Source organism: Paenibacillus phytohabitans, assembly GCF_013141775.1.
In the GTDB taxonomy this organism is placed as follows: Bacteria; Bacillota; Bacilli; order Paenibacillales; family Paenibacillaceae; genus Paenibacillus_AQ; species Paenibacillus_AQ phytohabitans.
Genome location: NZ_WHOB01000016.1, coordinates 312,588 through 329,044, shown reverse-complemented (window position 1 = coordinate 329,044; position 16,457 = coordinate 312,588). Strand labels below are relative to the sequence as shown.

General features: G+C 49.4%; 17 protein-coding genes. All 17 read left to right on the top strand.

What is annotated here, in order from left to right:
* Positions 1-111 precede the first annotated feature (111 nt).
* The 17 genes from yfmF (at position 112) to pduL (ending at position 16,299) form a co-directional block, all read left to right on the top strand.
* Positions 112-1,392: an EF-P 5-aminopentanol modification-associated protein YfmF gene (gene yfmF / locus GC101_RS03140; RefSeq protein ID WP_171716054.1), complete on the top strand. Its 1,281-nt coding sequence runs from the start codon at positions 112-114 to the stop codon at positions 1,390-1,392.
* A gap of 2 nt (positions 1,393-1,394) precedes the next feature.
* Positions 1,395-2,675, top strand: coding sequence for an EF-P 5-aminopentanol modification-associated protein YfmH (gene yfmH, locus GC101_RS03135; RefSeq protein ID WP_171716053.1), 1,281 nt, complete (start codon positions 1,395-1,397; stop codon positions 2,673-2,675).
* A complete protein-coding gene (gene ymfI, locus GC101_RS03130) occupies positions 2,675-3,442 on the top strand; it encodes an elongation factor P 5-aminopentanone reductase (RefSeq protein ID WP_171716052.1) in 768 nt (255 codons plus the stop codon). Before yfmH ends, ymfI begins: the two co-directional genes overlap by 1 nt.
* Before the next feature lie 115 nt (positions 3,443-3,557).
* Positions 3,558-3,818: a DUF3243 domain-containing protein gene (locus GC101_RS03125; protein ID WP_036692667.1), complete on the top strand. Its 261-nt coding sequence runs from the start codon at positions 3,558-3,560 to the stop codon at positions 3,816-3,818.
* A 147-nt stretch (positions 3,819-3,965) separates the two neighbouring features.
* Positions 3,966-4,733, top strand: a complete 768-nt coding sequence (locus GC101_RS03120; protein ID WP_039294778.1) for a DUF3388 domain-containing protein — start codon at positions 3,966-3,968, stop codon at positions 4,731-4,733.
* 29 nt (positions 4,734-4,762) lie between these two features.
* Positions 4,763-5,713, top strand: a complete 951-nt coding sequence (locus GC101_RS03115; protein WP_171716051.1) for a RodZ domain-containing protein — start codon at positions 4,763-4,765, stop codon at positions 5,711-5,713.
* Positions 5,714-5,796: 83 nt separating this feature from the next.
* Positions 5,797-5,958 (top strand): hypothetical protein, encoded by a 162-nt coding sequence (locus GC101_RS03110; protein ID WP_167336664.1) that lies wholly within the window; start codon positions 5,797-5,799, stop codon positions 5,956-5,958.
* A 234-nt stretch (positions 5,959-6,192) separates the two neighbouring features.
* A complete protein-coding gene (locus tag GC101_RS03105; protein ID WP_171716050.1) occupies positions 6,193-6,684 on the top strand; it encodes a YajQ family cyclic di-GMP-binding protein in 492 nt (163 codons plus the stop codon).
* Positions 6,685-6,834: 150 nt separating this feature from the next.
* Entirely contained in the window at positions 6,835-7,422 is a 588-nt protein-coding gene (pgsA, locus tag GC101_RS03100) for a CDP-diacylglycerol--glycerol-3-phosphate 3-phosphatidyltransferase (protein ID WP_039294770.1), read from the top strand.
* 59 nt (positions 7,423-7,481) lie between these two features.
* Positions 7,482-8,771, top strand: coding sequence for a competence/damage-inducible protein A (locus GC101_RS03095; protein ID WP_039294769.1), 1,290 nt, complete (start codon positions 7,482-7,484; stop codon positions 8,769-8,771).
* Between the two features lie 284 nt (positions 8,772-9,055).
* A complete protein-coding gene (recA, locus tag GC101_RS03090) occupies positions 9,056-10,120 on the top strand; it encodes a recombinase RecA (RefSeq protein WP_039294766.1) in 1,065 nt (354 codons plus the stop codon).
* 135 nt (positions 10,121-10,255) lie between these two features.
* A complete protein-coding gene (locus GC101_RS03085) occupies positions 10,256-10,990 on the top strand; it encodes a regulatory protein RecX (RefSeq protein WP_039294765.1) in 735 nt (244 codons plus the stop codon).
* A gap of 308 nt (positions 10,991-11,298) precedes the next feature.
* The gene (rny, locus tag GC101_RS03080) at positions 11,299-12,840 is read left to right on the top strand and encodes a ribonuclease Y (protein WP_039294762.1); all 1,542 of its coding nucleotides are present in this window, start codon (positions 11,299-11,301) and stop codon (positions 12,838-12,840) included.
* Between the two features lie 262 nt (positions 12,841-13,102).
* Positions 13,103-13,897 (top strand): TIGR00282 family metallophosphoesterase, encoded by a 795-nt coding sequence (locus GC101_RS03075; RefSeq protein WP_039294761.1) that lies wholly within the window; start codon positions 13,103-13,105, stop codon positions 13,895-13,897.
* Between the two features lie 202 nt (positions 13,898-14,099).
* Positions 14,100-14,360: a stage V sporulation protein S gene (locus GC101_RS03070; RefSeq protein WP_019910496.1), complete on the top strand. Its 261-nt coding sequence runs from the start codon at positions 14,100-14,102 to the stop codon at positions 14,358-14,360.
* 221 nt (positions 14,361-14,581) lie between these two features.
* Entirely contained in the window at positions 14,582-15,544 is a 963-nt protein-coding gene (locus GC101_RS03065) for a dipeptidase (protein ID WP_343049566.1), read from the top strand.
* Positions 15,545-15,726: 182 nt separating this feature from the next.
* Complete coding sequence (gene pduL / locus GC101_RS03060) at positions 15,727-16,299, top strand: phosphate propanoyltransferase (protein WP_039294751.1); 573 nt, start codon at positions 15,727-15,729, stop codon at positions 16,297-16,299.
* The last annotated feature ends 158 nt before the right edge of the window (positions 16,300-16,457 follow it).

Below are 16,457 nucleotides of genomic sequence, written 5' to 3'. Positions count from 1 at the left end.
AACCGGTACGCTGTCTTCCGGTTGCTTCCTTACTTTGGAATGGTTTAGAATGGATAATACTTCATAAACTTGTTGTATAGCATCTACTCACGCCGCAAAGGAGTTTTGGACTTGACAAATAATGGATTTCAACATGGCAGCGCCGCAGGCATGCGCATACACGTTCTGCCGACCAAGGCGTTCAAGACGTTCGCCATCTCACTTTATGCCGGCGTTCCGCTTGACGAAAGTACCGTCACCCCTACAGCGCTGGTTCCTTTTGTGCTCCGCCGGGGCACAGCCTCCTACCCTGAAACCACCCAGTTCCGCGAACGTCTGGAGGAGCTTTATGGTGCAGGTTTCGGCTTCGACATCTACAAACGCGGCGATTATCAGATCGTGCAGTTCCGGATGGACACGATCAATGACTCCTTCGTACAGAGCAAGGAGAGCCTGCTTGGAGAATCTTTTGCTTTTCTCGGAGAAGTATTGACCCGGCCATTGCTGGAGGATGGAAGCTTCCGCGCGTCTTATGTGGCGACTGAACGCGAGACCGTCCGCAAGAAGCTGGAAGCGATTGTGAACGATAAAATCCGTTACGCGGCAGAACGCTGCATTGAGGAAATGTGCCGCCTTGAACCATACCGTCTGCATCCGCTCGGACAAAGAGCCGATCTGGATACGATCACCCCTGAATCGCTGTACCAGTCCTATAATTCCTGGCTGAATGGAGCGACCCTTGATCTGTACGTGGTAGGTGATACTACACCGGAAGAAGTGGAGAAGCTGGTCATTGCCAATTTCGGCCGCGCCCAACATTCCGAATCTGCGCCGTACACCTCAGACTTCACCCCGGTAACGGTTACTGAAGTGCGGACGGTGGAGGAGAAGCTGGATGTCAATCAAGGCAAGCTGAATATGGGGCTGCGCACCTCAATCACGTACAAGGATGACAGATACGCTTCTGCACTTATGTACAACGGTATCCTCGGCGGATATCCGCATTCGAAGCTGTTCGTCAATGTGCGCGAGAAAGAGAGTCTGGCCTATTATGCTTCCTCACGCTATGACGGGCATAAGGGCATCGGGACGATTCAAGCGGGAATCGAGACCCAGAATTACGGCAAGGCCGTTGATATTATCCGCAAGCAGCTGGATGAGCTGAAGGCCGGCAATATCAGTGATCTGGAGCTGAGCCAGACCAAAGCGATGATCCGCAACCTTTTGTCCGAAATTCAGGATTCCGCATTTGAGATGATCTCGTATGATTTTAACCGCCAGATATCCGGCAAGGACCGTTCTGCACAGGAACTGATGGACCAGGTTGACCACATAGGAGCGGAAGAAGTGAAGGCTGCGGCTGACACCTTCCAGCTTGATACGATTTATTTCCTGACAGGGAAGGAGGAATAGCGGTGGAAAAGCTCCATTACGAAAGACTTCAAGAAACACTGTATCATGAGGTTATGGATAACGGTCTGCAGGTGTATGTGCTGCCGAAGCCGTCTTTTCTCAAAACCTACGCTACCTTTGCGACCAAATACGGTTCTGTAGATAATCACTTTAAAGTAGCGGGCGGGGAAGAAACCACTGTGCCTGACGGTATCGCCCATTTTCTGGAGCACAAAATGTTCGAAGAGCCGGAAGGTGATATCTTTGCCACCTTTGCTTCCAACGGCGCATCCGCGAATGCTTTTACCAGCTTTGACCAGACGGTATACCTTTTCTCGGCGACGGAGAACATTGAGCAGAATCTCAGTACCCTCGTTGATTTTGTGCAGCGTCCTTATTTCACGGATGAGAATGTCGAGAAGGAAAAAGGGATCATCGGCCAGGAGATTAACATGTATGCGGATAACCCGGACTGGCGTGTGTATTTCGGGCTGATCGAGGCGATGTATGCCAAACATCCGGTTCATATTGACATTGCCGGAACCATCGAGTCGATCGCTACCATCACCAAAGAAACGCTGTATACCTGTTACAACTCCTTCTACCATCCCAGCAATATGCTGCTGTTCATTGTCGGCGGTGTCGATCCTGAGAAGGTATTTGAACTGATCCGCAGCAATCAAAAGGGTAAAAATTATGAGAAGCAGGGTGAAATCACCCGCATCTTCGAGCAGGAGCCGCATGAGGTGGCATCGAAGCATGTGGAGAGCCGGCTCGCGGTCTCTATTCCCAAAATGATGTTCGGGTTCAAGGAAAAGGTGGATGGCCTCACGGGTGAGGCGGCAGTTCGCCGTGATCTGACCACCAGACTGATGCTGGATCTGCTGCTCGGCAGCAGTACGGCGCTGTATCAGAAGCTCTATGATGAGGAGCTGATCTCGGACAGCTTCGGCCATGAATTCAACAGCTCCCCGCAATATGCGTTCTCGGCAATCGGCGGCGATACCAAAGATCCGGGCCTGCTGCTTGACCGGATCAAAGAAGAGGTTGGTCATATCCAGGAGACGGGCTTCGCGGAGAAGGATTTCGAGCGTGCCCGCAAAAAGAAAATCGGCGGCTATCTGCGTATGCTGAATTCGCCGGAGAGCATTGCCCATGAGTTCACCCGTTACCAGTTCCGCGGCGGAGATCTGTTCGAAGTGCTTCCCCTCTATGAATCGATCACGCTGGAGGAAGTGAATAACCGGCTGCGTAATCATGTGGACTGGGAGCAGCTGGCCGTATCGCTTGTGGTGAGTCCTTAATGGCATTACCGGGAGAGGACAGCAAAGCGATTGGAGAAATGACAGTGCTTATTACCGGAGGCAGCGGGGGAATCGGCGGAGCCATCGCCGAGCGATTTGCTTCGGTAGGCATGAACATTGTGATTCATTATATGAATTCGCATGAAGCGGCGAATGATGTTGCCCGGCGGTGCATGGCGCTGGGGGCAAAGGTGATGACTGTGGCTGCGGACATGAAGGACCGCAGCCAGCTTGTGCGTATGGCCGAGCGGCTTGAGGCCAGCGGCATGATGCCGGATATTCTGGTCAACAATGCCGGAAAGGCGCATTATGGCATGCTGGCCGATGTAACGGAGGAAGTGTGGGACGATATTATGGCGGTGAATCTGAAGGGCACCTTTATGTGCAGCCAGATTTTTATGCCTTATATGGTCTCCCAGCGTTACGGGCGGATTATTAATGTCTCTTCCGTTTGGGGGATTTCGGGCGCTTCCTGTGAAGTGGCTTATTCGGCGAGCAAGGGTGGAGTGAATGCTTTTACCAAGGCGCTGGCCAAGGAACTGGCACCTTCCAAGGTAACAGTGAATGCTGTTGCACCGGGAGCGGTCCACACAGCCATGCTGGCCAATCTGCAGGCGGATGAGGTGAAGATGCTGGAGGATGAGATCCCTGCGGGGAGGCTTGCTTCTCCTGAAGATATTTCATCGCTGGTTTATTTTCTGGCGCTGCCTGAATCGGGGTATATTACCGGCCAGATCATCAGTCCGAACGGCGGCTGGATTACTTAAGGCCAGGCAGCATGAGTTCTGGGGAAATGCTCCAGCATAAGAACTTCCGGCTTGAGACATATTATAACTGTTGCTTTTAAATCTCAATATCATTACAACTTGAGGAGGATTTAAGATGTCAACAGATTCCGTAGTGAAGAACTTTGATACCTGGAAAAGCTTTTTGGGAGACCGGGTCATTCAGGCCGAAAAAATGGGGATGAGCGACGAGACCATCACCAAGCTGGCTTTTGAAATCGGGGAATTCCTCGATAAGAAGGTCGATCCGGGCAACTATTCCAACCGGGCCATCAAAGAGCTCTGGGATGTCGGAACGGATGATGAGAAGCATACTATTGCTGGACTCATGGTCAAACTGGCAAAGAAAAACGCATAAGCATGCGGAAGAAGCTCCCCTTGCGGGAGCTTTTCTGCAATTATTACAACAGTGTCCTTGCCTTTCAATTTTTTTTTATATATCATTAACATGACCCGTGTAGCGAAAGTGACATGCAGGGAAAAGGAATCTATGAGGTGCGCAAAAGTGGAATATAAACAATGGTATATGGAGTACAAGATACATAAGAACAGACCCGGTCTCCTTGGAGATATCGCTTCGATGCTGGGGATGCTGGAAGTCAATATCCTGACGATTAACGGTGTTGAAGGCAAAACCCGCGGGATGCTGCTGGAAACAAGTGACGATGAGAAGATCATGCTGATGGGCGAGATGCTCAAAAAAGTTGATAATATAACGGTTACGGCACTGCGTTCTCCGCGCCTTGTGGATAAGCTTGCCGTCCGTCATGGACGATATATTGACCGCGATTCGGATGACCGCAAGACCTTCCGCTTCACCCGCGATGAGCTCGGACTGCTGGTGGATTTCCTCGGTGAATTGTTTAAGCGGGAAGGGAATCAGGTTATAGGTCTACGAGGCATGCCGCGTGTAGGGAAGACGGAATCTATTATTGCCGGCAGTGTATGTGCCATGAAGCGCTGGACCTTTGTCTCATCCACGCTGCTGCGGCAGACGGTACGGAGCCAACTGGCGGATGATGAGCTGAACCCGAATAATGTATTCATCATTGACGGAATTGTCAGCACTATACGTTCGAATGAGAAGCATTACAACCTGCTGCAGAACGTTATGAGTATGCCGAGCACCAAGGTGATTGAGCACCCGGATATTTTTGTGCGGGAATCCGAATACACCTTTGATGATTTCGATATCATTATCGAGCTGCGCAATATGCCGAACGAAGAGATATTGTACGAGTCGTTTACGACAAGCTACAGTGATGATCTTTAATATATACAATATTTTTAGGAGGTGATGGTATGTCGGAACTGGGCCGGCATTTGAAGGAGGCGCGTCTGCAAAAAGGGATGAGTCTTGATGATGTCCAGGAAGTAACAAAGATCCGCAAAAAATATTTGGAAGCCATCGAAGCAGGTGACTATAAAGTGCTTCCGGGAAGTTTCTATGTCCGGGCCTTTATCAAAACCTATGCTGAAGCGGTCGGGGTAAACCCGGATGAACTGATGGAGGAGCACGGCAATGTGCCTGCGGCTCCGGTCGATACCACCATGGAGACAGTGATCCAGAAGCGGAGCCGCAAGCCTGAAACGGAACGGAATGCCAAGTGGCTGCCTACCTTGCTGATGTGGACCTTTCCTGTCTTAATCCTTGTGGTCATCTATCTGTATGCATCTTCAACGATGAATAAAGAAGAGGCGGACAAAACGGATTCGGGGAGTTTGACTGCCGCTACGCAAGATCCGGCGAAGGTTCAGCCTTCAGCCACAGCGGCCGGCGGCGGTGCAGCAGCTACAGCTACTCCGGATACTGGAGCAACTGCGACTGTTGCACCAACTGCTACTCCGGTGCCTTCCCCGACTCCGTCCACGCAGTCCATAACGGTTACAGAAGACCGCAAGTCGGGCAAAACGACAATCTATAAGGTTACGGCACCTTCGGGAAGCTCGGTTCAGGTAGAGATTGCGGCGACGGGAGTCAGCTGGCTTGAAGTCTACCAGGGCGAGAACTCCAAGGGGGAGAAGCTAAGCTTCGGAAACACTAAGGCTGGCGATAATATGAGCTTTACACTCGGAAGTGCAGGAATGTACATCAAATCCGGATATTCCCCGGCTACTACAATTTCTGTGAACGGACAAGTTATTACCGATGGCAAAACATCGTCCCGGCTGCTCCTGGAGCTGGATGACGGAACTTCTGCCTCCGGCACTGATGGTGCAGCTGCTGACGGTGAGAGTACCACTACCGAATAGCAAATCCAATGTATAGGTTTTGGCGGATTGGAGAACCTAGGAATGATTTACAGTTCTTACTCCAAAGTGAGGTGTATTCTCTCATGACCGTCAGCTGGATCGTAACAGGACTTGGCATTATTGTCAGTCTCCTCGGTTATTATCTGACACCGGGTGCCTGGGGCTATGGTATTCTGGGCTTCGGACTGGCACATATTGTGCTTGGGATTCTGGATATGTTCCGGGCTCCTGCACGCAGCAGATAATACCTGGATGTGAGCGTCTCCCGGAGTTTGCTTCGGGAGACGTGTTTTTTATAATGTAATCCTTAATACATAGTTATACGCTCTATCTCTTTACGTTCTATCTCTGGAAGCCAGGACCCCACTTTGTGGGGTTGTTTTGTAATGCCGGCGGTGCTTTCCCTTCCAGTATTAGACTTAAGAGTCCCTTTCTCATATAATAGGAACAGACTAAATGTAAGCAAAGGACGTGGAATCATGAGTTCGGAAAGTTCATTCGACATTGTATCCAAAATGGATATGCAGGAATTAACCAATGCGGTTCACCAGACGGAGAAGGAAATTGATAACCGCTTCGATTTCAAGAACAGCAAAAGCAGTCTAAAGCTGGAAAAAGATGCGCTGGTCATCGCTTCAGAGGATGAATACAAGCTAAATGCGGTTATTGATATCCTGCAGTCGAAAATGGTTAAGCGAGGAATTACACTGAAAAATATGGATTTTGGCAAAGTAGAACCCGCCTCACTGGGGACTGTACGCCAGCGTCTGGGCCTGAAGCAGGGAATTGATCAGGAGAACGCGAAGAAGATTAACATCTTGATCCGTGACTCCAAACTGAAGGTGAAGAGCACCATTCAGGGGGATCAGATCCGTGTTACCGGTAAAAGCCGCGATGATCTCCAGCAAATTATCCAGCTCCTGCGCAAAGCTGATTTGCCGCTCGATCTGCAGTTTAACAATTTAAAGTAAGCTTACGTACCCCGCAGTGTATACGCACCTTACTTTGCGGGGTATTTTATGTTTTTTTGACACTTATTTATGGCTATAATATACTAGCTAAAGCAGTTTTGAAGAAAATTGTGGAATATCGGATTCGTATGGATCAGGGGAGGAACTTCAGTGAATTTGCCCAACCGCATCACGCTAGCACGTATTTGTCTTATCCCGATTATGATGTTTTTTCTGCTGGTGGATTTCAGCTTCTATCCGGAACCGATACATTGGGGCTCATTTCAGCTTTCAATTAATCATTTGATTGCAGCTGTTATTTTCCTGCTTGCCGCCAGTACAGATGGAATAGACGGGTACATAGCCAGAAAGTATAACATGGTTACCAATCTCGGCAAACTGCTGGACCCGCTTGCAGACAAGCTGCTGGTCTCTGCAGTATTGATCTCGCTGGTTGAGCTGGGAAGATGTGATTCCTGGATTGCCATTGTCATCATCAGCCGTGAATTTGCCGTGACCGGACTGCGCCAGGTGGCACTGCTTGAAGGCAAAGTAGTGGCCGCGAGCAAATGGGGCAAGATAAAGACAGTCACTCAAATTGTCGCGATTTCGCTGCTTCTGCTTAACAATTTCCCGTTCCAGTTCGTCAGCATCCCGGTGGATGATATTGCGATTTGGGCTGCAGCGATTATCACCATCTATTCGGGTATTGATTATTTCGTGAAAAACAAGGACTTGCTGCAGCTTCATAATGCCTGAAGTTTGCCAAGCTGCTTGATTTTTGCATGATTTCTACAATCAGGAGGAGAACGCCAGCTATGAAAGCGGAAATTATTGCCGTTGGAACAGAACTTTTGCTTGGACAGATAGTAAACAGCAATGCCCAGTTTCTTTCAATAGAGCTGGCTGCGTTAGGGATTGATGTATATTTTCAGACCGTGGTCGGAGACAACAAGAACCGTCTTATGGAAGCAATTGAGATTGCACGGAACCGTGCAGATATTATATTGTTCACCGGCGGAATCGGACCGACAGAAGATGATCTGACCAAAGATGCACTTGCTGCGGCGCTTGGCCGTACCCTTCATATCGACCAGCTTGCTATGGATCATGTGCAGCGCTTCTTCGATGACCGCAAGATTGTCATGACCGAGAATAACCGCAAGCAGGCGCTGGTGATTGAAGGAACGACACCGTTGTCTAATGAAATCGGCCTTGCGGTAGGTATTGCTTTTGCAGAAGATAACAAGTACTACATCGTACTGCCGGGTCCACCCCGGGAGATGAAGCCGATGTTCACAGATAAAGCCAAGCCTTGGCTGCAGCAGCATGCACTGACCAGCGAAATGCCGATCTACTCCAAGATGCTTAAGTTTGCAGGCATTGGCGAATCGCTGCTGGAGGACAAGCTGATTGACCTGATCCGCGGCCAGAGCGATCCTACGATTGCTCCTTACGCCAAGGAAGGCGAAGTGACAGTGCGTATTTCCACCAAAGCCCCGTCCGAGCGTGAGGCTATGGTTAAGCTTGATGTGCTGGAGAAGAAGATTGCCGATATTCTGCCGGAGAATCTGTATGCCAATATTGATGTGCCGCTGGAACAGCTGATTGTCGACTGGATGGCGGATGCAGGCCTGACGCTTAGTGCTGCTGAGAGCTGCACGGGCGGACTGCTGATGGAGAGCATCACGAACATCCCGGGCAGTGCATCCATGTTCGCCGGTGGAATCGTCTGTTATTCGAACGATTTGAAGAAGAAGCTGCTGAATGTGCCTGCAGCTATGCTGGAGGGTCCTGACGCACCCGGTGCGGTCAGCCGTGAGGTAGCCGAAGTGCTGGCAGAGCAGGTGCGGATGATCGGGGATAGTGACTTTGGCTTGTCTGTTACCGGTGTAGCCGGGCCGGGCTATTCCGAACGGAAGCCTGTGGGGCTTGTGTTCGTCGGACTGGCCGAACGCGGCCGGAAGACGGAGGTATACGAGCTGAATCTCAAGGGAACCCGCGAGAACATCCGCCTGCGTACAGTCAAGGCCTTGCTGTACCGACTCTGGCGCCGGCTGGAGGAACGCAAGGTGGCAACCCCGCTTGAAGGATCGGCCTTGCAATAATCAACCGGGCCGGTATATAATTTGTTCATACGGAAGAACCGTGGCATAGAAATTCTCTGCTGCGGTTCTTTGTTTATATTCCCCGCTGGCGTGACCTCTATGATCCACCGCGTGAGACCTTTTGAGGATTAAGCTTGTGTCTCTATCATCCGGAAGGAGGCTTACAATAAAAGGGAGTATTAACCCGGGAGACAAAAAAAACGAATGTATGTTCGAAAAAAAGCTTGGCAAGACCTCCAAAACACGTTATTATAATACTATAAACAGTGAAGGAAGTGGTCTGATTGTCAGATCGTCGTGCAGCGCTTGATATGGCGCTTCGTCAAATAGAAAAACAATTCGGTAAAGGTTCGATCATGAAACTGGGAGAATCCACTCACATGAAAGTGGAAGTTGTACCTAGCGGATCTTTGGCACTTGATATTGCACTAGGTATTGGCGGACTTCCCAAAGGACGCATTATTGAAGTATACGGACCGGAATCATCCGGTAAGACGACCGTTGCACTTCATGCTATCGCAGAAGTACAGAAGCTTGGCGGACAAGCTGCTTTCATCGATGCGGAGCATGCCCTTGACCCTAAGTATGCAAATGCGCTTGGCGTTAACATTGATGAATTGCTGCTATCCCAGCCGGATACGGGCGAACAGGCACTGGAAATTGCTGAAGCTCTCGTTCGCAGTGGAGCTGTAGACATCATCGTTATTGACTCTGTTGCAGCATTGGTACCGAAGGCCGAAATCGAAGGCGACATGGGAGATTCCCACGTAGGTTTGCAGGCCCGTCTGATGTCCCAGGCATTGCGCAAGCTGTCTGGTGCCATTAACAAATCCAACACGATTGCCATCTTCATTAACCAGCTTCGTGAGAAGATCGGAGTTATGTTCGGTAACCCTGAGACCACTCCGGGTGGACGCGCTCTGAAATTCTACTCCTCCGTTCGTCTCGATGTACGCCGGGTAGAGAGCATTAAGATGGGGAACGATGTTGTGGGTAACCGCACCAAGATCAAAGTCGTGAAGAACAAGGTAGCGCCTCCGTTTAAGCAAGCGGATGTGGATATCATGTACGGCGAAGGGATTTCCAGAGAGGGAAGCCTTGTGGATATCGGTACTGAGATGGATATCGTCAACAAGAGCGGCGCCTGGTATTCTTATGAGGGCGAGCGTCTTGGCCAAGGCCGTGAGAACTCCAAGCAGTTCCTGAAAGAACATCAGGATATTGCCCTGTTGATTGAGAATAAGATCCGCGAAGCAAGTAATTTATCTACTCTGGTAGCTGCACCAACAGAAGCTGATGTGGTTGCAGAGCAAGAGGAAGAAGAGAAATTGCTGCTTGAGATTGAATAATGTAAGCTGCAGGTCCTTAGCAATTTAATTTTAATAATGAAGATAAGATATAAGGCGCCCTGTGATGAATGAGCAGGGCGCTTTTTCGTAAATTAATCGGGCATTATGTCTATGTTAACGAGGTGAGTGACAGTTATGGTGATACAATTGGATTCAGAGCCGGATGAACAGGATGTACAGATTCTGGCCGATTTTCCCGAAGATGAAGAACTTATAATCACGCGTGTAGAGCGGCTGAAGAAGTCGAATTACCGTTATTTGATTCATTTCGGTGCCTATAACGTGACTGTTCATGAAGATGTCATGATTAAATACCGGATGATTTCCGGAAGCTCGTTTGTGAAGGCGGATCTGGAGGAAATTGTTGCTGCCGATGAACGCCAGCGGGCTTATGTAGAAGGTCTGAAATACCTGGAACGCAAGCCCAGAACGGCACAGGAAATGGCCCGCCGTTTACGGGAGAAGGAAATAGGGGAGACTGTTATTGCCGAAGTTCTGCTGCGGCTGCAGGAGGAGCGGCTTCTGGATGACCCCTTGTACGCCAAGCAGTGGGCGGAACAGCGCATAACGAATCAGCGTAAGGGAAAAATGTGGATCCGCCAGGAGCTTCGCGAGAAGGGGATTGATAAATCGCTGATCTCTGAAGCGCTGGATCAGATCACCCCTGAGCAGGAAATGGAGAGCGCACTGCAGACCGGGCGGAAGAAATGGAATTTGCTCCGGGGAGATATAAATGAGAAGCGGCGCAAGACGGGAGCGTTTCTGATGCGCAGAGGATTCTCCGGTGAAATGGTGCGCCAGGTGATCCAGATTCTACGTGCGGAAGAGGATTCTGCGGGGGAAGAAGAGGAGATTTTCGATCTGGATTGATTCTCTTGACTTTAATGCGTTTATCGACTCTCTTGACAATGTCTTTTTATAAATAATAAAATATAACATGAATCGGCATAAACTAAGAATCCTTTTTCCTTCCCAAAAAGCAGACTCTTATGTTCCGGTTCGCGTACAACTCATATGAAATGTAATCGCCGGATAAGGCGGGCAGTGTGCATGTGCAGCATGTGCAGTATGGCAATCGGTGTATTACCGGTTTTTTGTATGGTGATGAACGGATAGTTTAACAACTGCACAAATACCCAAGGGTAAGCCTTGGAGGATATCAACGAGGAGGTGAACAGATGGAAACAGTGATCTGGGTCATTATCGTTCTCGTTGTAGCTGCAGCATTCTTTGGATTCGGTTATTTTATTCGTAAATCCCTTGCAGAAGCTAAGATTTCAAGCGCAGAGAAAGAAGCCGTAGTCATCGTGGAGAACGCGAAGAAAGAGGCGGAGGCGCTGAAGAAGGAAACGGTACTCGAGGCTAAGGACGAAGTTCATAGAATCCGTACCGAAGCTGAGAAAGAAACTCGTGAACGTCGGAATGAAATCCAACGGCAAGAGAGACGTTTGCTGCAAAAGGAAGAATCGCTGGATAAAAAAATGGAATCGCTTGAACGAAAAGAAGAACAAGTAGCTAACAAAGAGAAACGAATTGATGAAACCCAACAGCAGATTGATGTTATTTACAAGAATCAGGTTACTGAGCTGGAACGTATCTCCAATCTGAGCATCGATGATGCCAGAAGTATCATTCTCAGCAATGTTGAACAGGAAGTTCGCCATGAAACTGCTCAGATGATTAAGGAAATAGAACAGCAGGCCAAGGAAGAAGCGGACAAGAAAGCCCGCGAGATTATTACACTGGCTATTCAACGCTGTGCAGCTGATCATGTGGCAGAAACCACGGTTTCTGTTGTTACATTGCCGAATGAAGAGATGAAAGGCCGGATTATTGGCCGCGAAGGCCGTAACATCCGCGCCCTGGAAACTCTTACGGGGATTGATCTTATTATTGATGATACGCCGGAAGCGGTTATACTGTCAGGATTTGATCCGATCCGCCGTGAGGTGGCCCGTACAGCACTTGAGAAACTGGTGGCTGATGGACGTATCCATCCGGCACGGATTGAAGAAATGGTGGAGAAATCCCGTAAAGAAGTGGATGAGCGGATTCGTGAATATGGTGAACAAGCTACCTTCGAGGTTGGCGTTCATGGTCTGCATCCGGATCTGATCAAAATTCTGGGCCGTCTGAAATTCCGTACGAGCTACGGTCAAAACGTACTTAAGCACTCCATGGAGGTTGCTTATTTGACTGGACTTATGGCCGGTGAGCTTGGGGAAGACATCGTGCTTGCAAAACGTGCCGGACTGCTGCATGATATCGGCAAAGCGCTTGATCATGAAGTAGAAGGCTCGCATGTTGAAATCGGCGTCGAACTGGCGAAGAAGTACAAAGAACATCCGGTGGTTATCAACAGTATCGCATCCCATCATGGAGATGTCGAAGCTACCTCGGTGATTGCAATGCTGGTCGGAGCTGCTGATGCATTGTCAGCTGCACGTCCTGGCGCACGCCGCGAAACCCTGGAAACGTACATCAAACGTCTGGAGAAGCTGGAGGAGATCTCGGAGTCCTTCGAGGGCGTTGAGAAATCCTATGCTATCCAAGCAGGCCGCGAGGTCCGCGTAATGGTACAGCCTGAGAAGATTGATGATGCGGAAGCTTTCCGTCTGGCCCGTGACATTACGAAGATGATTGAGAGTGAGCTGGATTATCCGGGTCATATCAAGGTTACCGTTATTCGTGAGACACGTGCTGTAGAATACGCTAAATAAGCAAGGAAATCGGCCCCCCTGCGGGGCCTTTTTTCTTGCATACCGCTAGCGGCCGCATGAGCTGAACCATAGTCAGGCGGGTAAGCCCTGAGTTTGGAACTATGCAGAATCGGTGAAATTAAACTTATAAATAAGTTTTGGACGAAGAGTATTCTCAAAAGCTGATGCTTACAAAACTTAAGAGTATGATTTCGATGCGAGTTTTCTACGAAGTGAAAATCCAAGAAGCTGATGCTTACAAAACTTTTAGGAGGAGAAAATCATTAAAGTTTTATTTATCGGTGACATCGTTGGCAATACGGGCAGAAAGGCACTGCGTGAAATGCTGCCATCTCTGAAAAGTAAATATCAGCCGCATATTATTATTGCCAATGGTGAGAATGCAGCAGCGGGAAGAGGGATCACAGCGGCTATAGCCAATGAATTTTTCAACTGGGGTGTGCACGGGATTACGATGGGCAATCACACCTGGGACAACAAGGATATCTTTGAGTTCATTGATGACGAGCCGCGGATCATCCGTCCGGCTAATTTTCCGCCGGGGACTCCGGGCAGAGGGTACACTGTGGTTAAAGGCAACGGCAAACAGCTGGCAATTGTGAACCTGCAGGGCCGCACCTTCCTTCCGGCGATTGATGATCCTTTCCGCATTGGCGAGGAGATTGTGGAAGAGCTGCGCAGAGAGCATAAATGTATTCTGGTTGATTTCCATGCTGAAGCCACCTCCGAAAAAATAGCAATGGGCTATTTCATGGATGGCCTCGCCTCGATCGTTGTAGGCACGCACACTCATGTACAGAGCAATGACGATGTGATCCTGCCTGGAGGCACGGCTTATTTGACAGATGCGGGCATGGTTGGTTCAAGAGAAGGAATTCTGGGTATGGAAAAGGATGCGATCATCTATAAATTTACAACTCAGCTTCCCTCCCGGTTTGTAGTCGACGAAGGCAAATGGCAGCTGCACGGTTTATTTGCAGAACTTGATGAAGCTACGGGTAAGGCGACACGACTGGAGAAGATCCGGCTGCGTGAAGATGAATGGGTGATGAGCTAGAGGATTTACAAAGAATCAGGGTTTTCGGGAAAAGTCGCTTGTTTTGGGTAAAGTGTGATATTTATTATATCGAAAAAGAGTATCTTTTGAACTAATTTCTCCAGAGAGGTCCGCAAAAAGAAGGAATTAAATCTTCTCTCGCGAATAACATCTACTGTAGTGGAAGAAGAACACCATCATTTTCCCAGGGGAGGTACTTACTATGGATGTATTAAAAGTATCAGCTAAATCCAATCCAAATTCCGTTGCTGGCGCACTAGCAGGTGTTCTTCGCGAACGTGGATCGGCCGAGCTACAAGCTATTGGAGCAGGAGCACTGAACCAGGCAGTCAAAGCAGTTGCCATCGCCCGGGGATTTGTCGCACCTAGCGGAGTCGACTTGATCTGTATCCCGGCTTTTACGGATATAGTGATTGATGGGGAAGACCGGACGGCGATCAAACTTATTGTTGAACCCAGATAATTATATGACCTTTTTAGATGGAGCCTGTTTACATTGTAAACAGGTTTTTGTATTTTTGGGGTGCCCCACTTTGTGGGGTTATTTTGATATATAAGAATGTATATGCTTCGTAGCCGCTTCCACTTACTGTCCCGTCTCATCCCTGATGCTGTGGCATACACTTATAAATAAGAGATTCCACCGTTATTCAGTTCTTCAAGCGAAGGGAGACGATCTATACAGTGAGTGTCAAGAAGCTGAGAGTGGCGGATTTCCACTGCGATGCCTTAAGCAAGCTGCAGGCCAGTCCGGAGATAGATTTCAAGAATGACCCCCGTCTGGACGTGACGGCAGAGCGGCTGGTGGAGGGGAATGTCGAACTTCAGGTTTTTGCGGTTTATTTGTCGGCGGACCGCGGGAGAGCGAAGTTTGAGGATGTTCTCGGGCAAATTGAATTATTCCGTCAGAAGGTAGTTGGCCCAGGGGGCCTGCAGTGGCTCCGCTGGAAGGAAGAGGCAGATGAACAGATACTTACAGCCCTTGCCTTCGGGATGCTCTCTCTGGAGGGCGTGGACGGTCTGGAGGGCAATCTGTTCTATGCACAGCTGTGCTTTGAGCTGGGAGTACGTTTTCTGGGGGTAACCTGGAATTACGCCAACTGGGCTGCGGATGGTGTGCTGGAGCAGCGCAACGGCGGTTTCACGGAGAAGGGGAGGCGGCTGATCGAGTGGTGCAATGGAAGCGGCATGCTGCTGGATGTGTCCCATCTGGCACCGGCAGGCTTCTGGGAGCTGGCGGAACGCAGTAAACGCCCGTTCATAGCTTCACATTCCAATAGCGCGGCCATCTGCGGCCATCCCCGCAATTTGAGCGACGAGCAGATCCAGGCGCTGATTGCGGTGGACGGACGCATGGGATTAACCTTTGTCCCCTGGTTTGTACGTGACGGGGGAGGAGCGAAGATTGATGATATGCGGAGGCATATTGAACATGTCTGCGCGCTGGGAGGCTCGAAGCAGCTGATGTTCGGCTCAGATTTTGACGGCATTGAGATGTGGGTCGAGGGCCTTGAGCATCCGGGGAAATATGCGGAGTTTACCGACTTGCTGCTGAGGTACTACCCTGAGGATGAGGTGAAAGGCTGGTTGAGCGGGAATGCGCTGACTTTCTTAAGAACACATCTGCCTTCTTCTGCGGGTTCTTAATCCGTTGTCCTCCCCATGGGGATTATAAAATGGCAAAACTATGACAATCCGTTTATCGGATCGTAAAATGTCGAAAAAAAGGCGCTCATTGTGATGAGGGTCTTTTTTTTTATGGGTAATAAGATGTATAATGTTCAGTGGCTTGTACAGATACTAGAGAAAATACAAGGAGTGACTTAAAAATGAGCAAGACTGTATCCGTAGGTGTGTCGGCCCGACATATTCACCTTACGCAGGAGCATGTGGAAGCATTGTTTGGAGCAGGTTACCAATTGACTGAGTTCAAACCCCTTTCCCAGCCAGGACAATTCGCAGCAAACGAGCAAGTAGCAGTAATCGGTACCAAAGGTAAGTTCGACAAAGTGAGAATTCTCGGCCCGGCCCGTCCGGCTTCCCAGCTGGAAGTATCGCGCACAGACGCATTCAGCCTCGGCGTGAAGGCACCTGTACGTGAATCCGGCCATATTGAAGGAACACCAGGCATTACTATCAAAGGTCCAGCCGGTGAAGTTGAACTGGAGACAGGTGTCATTGTGGCAGCCCGTCACATCCACTTCCACACTTCTGAAGCAGAAGCTTGGGGCATTGCCGACAAGCAGCTCCTGAAGGTACGCCTTGGCGGCGAACGCGGCCTGGTGCTGGAGAACGTAATCGCCCGTGTATCCGACAATTTCAAGCTTGATATGCATATCGACACCGACGAAGCTAACGCTGCAGGTGCCAATAACGGCGATACTGCTGAAATCGTAGATTAGTCTTATAATATTATTGCAAGCAACGGGCAGGGGAGAAATCCTCTGCTTTTTTTGTGCTTTTGTCGAATAAAGGGTTTTCGTTGTTGTTGTGGAATAAGAGTAGCATCTGGGAAAATATTCTTGTATGCACCAAAAGCCGGTATCTGGTGTTCAGCGGG